This is a genomic window from Streptomyces sp. P5F9 (genome assembly GCF_057961495.1).
Window position 1 is genome coordinate 1 of record NZ_JBXVPZ010000561.1, and the last position, 5,764, is coordinate 5,764.

3 protein-coding genes are annotated in these 5,764 nt (G+C 68.9%); 2 read left to right on the top strand and 1 reads right to left on the bottom strand.

Annotated elements, in window-relative coordinates:
• Positions 1 to 327: 327 nt before the first annotated feature.
• On the bottom strand, positions 328 to 1,899 hold the full coding sequence (locus AC31A1_RS45500; RefSeq protein ID WP_489658945.1) for an MFS transporter: 1,572 nt from the start codon (positions 1,897 to 1,899) through the stop codon (positions 328 to 330).
• 401 nt (positions 1,900 to 2,300) lie between these two features.
• Here AC31A1_RS45500 and AC31A1_RS45505 point away from each other — a divergent pair, with 401 nt between their 5' ends.
• Positions 2,301 to 3,089, top strand: coding sequence for an ABC transporter ATP-binding protein (locus AC31A1_RS45505; protein WP_489658946.1), 789 nt, complete (start codon positions 2,301 to 2,303; stop codon positions 3,087 to 3,089).
• Entirely contained in the window at positions 3,086 to 5,659 is a 2,574-nt protein-coding gene (locus AC31A1_RS45510; RefSeq protein WP_489658947.1) for an ABC transporter permease, read from the top strand. The genes AC31A1_RS45505 and AC31A1_RS45510 overlap by 4 nt, the downstream gene beginning before the upstream one ends.
• Positions 5,660 to 5,764 lie beyond the last annotated feature (105 nt).

The following is a 5,764-nucleotide window of genomic DNA, read 5'->3' on the forward strand; positions in this document are numbered from 1 at the left end:
GTCGTACGCGTAGGGGACGGAGTCCGGGTCGTACGGGGTGTACGGGGCGGCGTCAGGGTCGTACGGGGTGTACGGGGCGGGTGACGAATGCACATCATCCGGGCGGTGCGAATCATGCGGAGGGTACGGGTCGTGGGACATCCCGTGCTCCTTGCGAGGCTCGGGTCCGTGGCGGCGGACCGCAGGGAGTGGGCGGCGCGAGCCACGCACGTTACTCGCCGGTTAGGTGGTGTGGGTGGTTTTCGCCGAACTGGGCGGTCGGTAGGCGCCGCCGCGTCAACACCCGCTGACCTCGGGTGTTTCCGGGACTGCCCAACTCGGGCCCGCTCACTGCTCCTTGAGGACCGGGAACCGTCGCGGTGCCAGGAACAGCAGCACCAGGAAGGCCACCGCCGCCGCGCACCCCGCGCCGATGTACACCGCGTGCACCGCGTCCGCGATCGCCCGCCGGGTCGCCTCGGGGACCGCGCCACCGTCGAGGCCGCGCGTGACCGAGTCCAGGTCGCTCGCGCCGCCCAGCCGGGACGCCAGCACCCCGTTGGCGACCGCCCCGAAGACGGACGCGCCGATCGTCTGGCCGGTCTGGCGGCAGAAGAGGACGGACGCGGTCGTCACGCCCCGCTCCTCCCATCCGACCGTCGACTGCACCCCGACGATCAGCGGGAGTTGGAAGAGTCCGAGGGCCGCGCCGAGCAGCAGCATCAGCACCATCGGCTGCCAGGCCGCGCCCGGATACGGCAGGAACGGGAACGCGAACAGGATCAGCGTCGCCGTCCCGATCCCGAGCATCGCCGTGTTGCGGAAACCGATCCGCCGGTACACGTGCTGGCTCAGCGCGGCCGACACCGGCCAGCTCAACGTCCAGACGGACAGCACGAATCCGGCCGCCACGGGTGCCAGCCCGAGCACGGATTGCGCATACGTAGGCAGGAACACACTCGGTGCAACCATCAGCAACCCCAGTGCGCCCAGGGCCAGATTGACGGCCGCGATCGTACGGCGCCGCCACACCCACCCCGGGATGATGGGCTCGGCCGCCCGCCGTTCGATCGCGACCACCACTCCGGCCAGCGCAAGTCCCGTACCGAACAAGGCCATTGAGGGTGCCGAGAGCCAGTCCCACGCGACCCCGCCCTGCACCAGCGCCGTGATCAGCACGCCTCCGCACGCGAACACGGCCAGCGCGCCCGCCCAGTCGATGCCGGGGCGGGAGGCGCGGGCGCGTTCCGGTTCGTGGAGGTGGCGGACGATCAGCCACAACGCCACTGCCCCGACAGGGAGGTTGACGAGGAAGATCCACCGCCAGCCCGCGTACGCGGCGAGCAGTCCGCCCACACCCGGGCCCGCGACCGCCGACACCGCCCACACCGTGGACAACTTCGACTGGATCTTCGGGCGTTCCTTCAACGGGTACAGATCGGCGGCGAGTGTCTGGACCGTGCCCTGCAACGCCCCGCCGCCCAGGCCCTGTACGACCCGGAACGCGATCAGCGCGCCCATGTTCCAGGCCACCGCGCACAGCAGCGAACCGGCGAGGAAGACCGCCGCCCCGACGATCAGCACCGGCTTGCGGCCGAAGGTGTCGGAGAGCTTGCCGTAGACGGGCAGGGTGACCGTCACGGCCAGCAGATAGCCGGAGAACAGCCAGGAGAAGACGGAGAAGCCGCCGAGGTCACCGACGATCTGCGGTACGGCGGTCGAGACGATGGTGGAGTCGAGGGCGGCCAGGGCCATCGCGAGCATGAGCGCCGCGACGACCGCGCGCTTGCGCAGGCCGGGAGGGGCCGGCGGGAGCTGCTCGGGAGGCGTCGGCGTGAGTTGGTCGGGAGGCGTCGGCGTGGGCTGCTCGGCCGCCTCGGTTCGTATCTCGGTGTCGCTGTCCCTGTCCCCCTGGTCCACAGGAATCCTTTCCCCTTGCATCTATCTGCCGCGCACCAGCTTCTCACTTGAGCCTCACGTAGCGGCAGGGTGAAAGCTGAGCGGGCCGGGGGGTGGACCGAACCCCGAGAACGGCTCCACCCGTCGGTGGAGAGCCCCTAGGGGTCTCTCCGTACTACGGCCCGGGGAGGGTTCGTCCCGGCGGAGGAGGAGAAGGGCGGGAGGTCGTCCTTAACCTGGCTTTATGCCGCTGGGGGGCGGCAGGCCGAACCCAGGAGGGTGGGGTTTTCCCCCGGGAAAGACTGCGCTGAGCACCAGCGCGCCGGACCCCCTCCCGCCGACAGAATCATCGTCGTAACCAGTTGAAACGCATCGACCGGGCACCGGCACGCTCTGCCGCCGACCGACTTAGGAGACATACCGTGACATCGGCTGTGACCATTCCCAGGCACGGGGGCACTGGAGGGCGTACGGCCGTTGCCGCGCGAGCGCGGCAGGTCGTCAAGGCGTACGGGGCCGGGGAGACCCGCGTCGTCGCCCTCGACCATGTCGACGTGGACATCGCCCGCGGCCAGTTCACCGCGATCATGGGCCCCTCGGGGTCCGGCAAGTCCACGCTCATGCACTGCCTCGCCGGACTCGACACCGTGACCTCCGGGCAGATCTACCTGGACGAGACCGAGATCACCGGCCTCAAGGACAAGAAGCTCACCCAACTGCGCCGGGACCGGATCGGCTTCATCTTCCAGGCGTACAACCTGCTGCCGACGCTGAACGCGCTGGAGAACATCACCCTCCCCATGGACATAGCCGGCCGCAAGCCCGACAAGGGGTGGCTGGCGCAGGTCGTGGAGACGGTCGGGCTCTCCAGCCGGCTCAAGCACCGGCCCAACCAGCTCTCCGGCGGTCAGCAGCAACGCGTCGCCGTGGCAAGGGCGTTGGCGGCCCGCCCCGAGATCATCTTCGGTGACGAGCCGACCGGAAACCTCGACTCCCGTGCGGGAGCAGAGGTGTTGGGCTTCCTGCGCCGGTCCGTGGACGACCTGGGCCAGACCATCGTGATCGTCACCCACGACCCGGTGGCCGCCTCGTACGCGGACCGCGTCCTGTATCTCGCGGACGGCCGGATCGTCGACGAGATGTTCAAGCCGACCGCGGACGCCGTCCTCGACCGCATGAAGGACTTCGACGCGCGGGGGCGTACCTCATGACTGTCATGAAGACCTCGATGCGCAACTTCTTCGCGCACAAAGGGCGGATGGCGCTCTCCGCGATAGCCGTACTGCTGTCGGTGGCCTTCGTGTGCGGCACGCTGGTGTTCACCGACACGATGAACACGACGTTCGACAAGCTCTTCGCGGCCACCGCGTCCGACGTGACGGTCATGCCAAAGGCGGCCAAGAGCGACGGCAGCACCCCGCAGAACGGACTGCCCGAGTCGCTGCCGGCCTCCACGGTCGCGCAGGTGGCGAAGGCCCAGGGCGTCAAGTCCGTCGAGGGCGCGGTCAGTTCGATGAACGTGACCGTCGTGAACAGCGCCAACAAGAACATGGGGTCCTCGACCGGCGCGCCCACCATCGCGGGCAACTGGACGAAGAACGACCTGCGTTCGATGGAGATCACCTCCGGCCACGCCCCGCGCGGCCCGACCGAGACGATGGTCGACGCCGACACCGCCGACAAGCACCACCTGAAGCTGGGCGACTCGCTGCGCACGATCTCGCAGACCGGTGACTTCACCGCGCGGATCGTCGGCATCGCCACCTTCAAGGTGACCAACCCCGGTGCGGCCGTCGTCTACTTCGACACCGCCACCGCGCAGCGTGAACTCCTGGGCGCCACCGGCCGGTTCACCCAGCTCGGCGTCACCGCCGCGAGCGGTGTGACGGACACTCAGCTCAAGCAGAACGTGGCACAGACCCTCGCCTCGTCGGGCACGTACAAGATCCAGACCGCCAAGGAGAACGCCGACGAGAACCGCAAGGGCGTCGGCCAGTTCATGAACGTCATCAAGTACGCCATGCTCGGCTTCGCCGGGATCGCGTTCCTGGTGGGCATCTTCCTGATCATCAACACCTTCTCGATGCTGGTCGCCCAACGGACCCGCGAAATAGGCCTGATGAGGGCGGTCGGCTCGTCCCGCGGACAGGTCAACCGCTCGGTGCTGGTCGAGGCGACCCTGCTCGGGATCGTCGGCTCGATCCTCGGTGTCGGCGCCGGTGTCGGGATCGCCGTAGGCCTGATGAAGCTGATGAGCGCGGCGGGCATGGACCTGTCGACCCGGGACCTGACGGTGAAGTGGACCACCCCGGTGCTCGGCCTGCTCCTCGGCGTGATCGTCACCATCCTCGCCGCCTACCTCCCGGCCCGCCGGGCCGGCAAGGTCTCCCCGATGGCCGCGCTGCGCGACGCCGGTACACCGGCCGACGGCAAGGCCGGCTGGGTGCGCGGTCTGATCGGACTGGTCCTGACCGGCGCAGGTGTCGCCGCCCTGTTCGCGGCGGCCACCGCCAAGAAGGCGACGGACGGTTCGCTGGTACTGGGGGCGGGTGTCGTACTGTCCCTGATCGGCTTCGTCATCATCGGCCCGCTGCTCGCCAACGGGGTCGTACGGGTCATCAGCGTCGTACTCCTGCGGGCCTTCGGGCCGGTGGGGCGCCTGGCCGAACGCAACGCGCTCCGCAACCCCAGGCGTACGGGTGCTACGGGTGCGGCCCTGATGATCGGCCTCGCGCTGGTCGCCTGCCTCTCGGTGGTCGGTTCGTCGATGGTGGCCTCGGCCACGAGTGAACTCGACAAGTCCGTCGGCGCCGACTTCATCGTCCAGGGCAACCAGCGGATCGTGCCGCAGGCGGAGAAGGCGATGGAGAAGTCGCCGGACCTCGTCCACGTCACCCGCTACAAGGACATCGACGCCACCCTCACCTCGCCCGACGGCCAGAAGGACACCGACGGCATCACCGCCGCCGACCCGTCCTACGCCCAGGACCTGCGCCGCGCCACCACGGCCGGCGACCTGTCCGCCGCCTACGGCACCAACGCGATGTCAGTCGGGTCCAAGTACGCCAAGAAGCACGGCGTCCACGTCGGCGACACGATCAACGTCGCCTTCAAGGGCGGCGAGACGGCGAAGCTGAAGGTCGCGGCGATCACGGACGACGACGTGGCCATCGACCAGGGCGCGCGCTACACGAGCATCGCGACCATGCAGAAGTACCTCCCCGCGAACAAGGTCCCGCCGAACGAGATCATGTTCGCCAAGGCCAAGGACGGCCAGGAGAAGCAGGCGTACGCGGCCCTGAAGAAGGCCATGGCCCCCTACCCGCAGTACCAGGTGCGCGACCAGACCGACTACAAGCAGGAACTGAAGGACCAGATCGGCCAGCTCCTCAACATGGTCTACGGCCTGCTCGCCCTCGCGATCATCGTGGCGGTCCTGGGTGTCGTGAACACCCTCGCCCTGTCGGTCGTCGAGCGGACCCGGGAGATCGGCCTCATGCGAGCGATCGGCATGTCCCGCCGGCAGCTCCGCCGGATGATCCGCATGGAGTCGGTCGTGATCGCCCTCTTCGGAGCGCTGCTCGGCCTGGGGCTCGGGATGGGCTGGGGCGCGACCGCCCAGCAGCTGCTCGCCCTTGAGGGGCTGAAGGTCCTGGAGATCCCCTGGGGCACGATCATCGCGGTCTTCATCGGATCGGCGTTCGTGGGACTGTTCGCCGCCTTGATCCCGGCGTTCCGGGCGGGACGGATGAACGTCCTGAACGCGATCGCCACGGAGTAGCCGACCGAGCCACTGCCCAACGGGGGAACGGGGGAACGGGGGCAGGCCCGGCGCCGAGAAGTCACGGGGGACTTCTCGGCGCCGGGTTTGTTTGTTGTCCTTGGG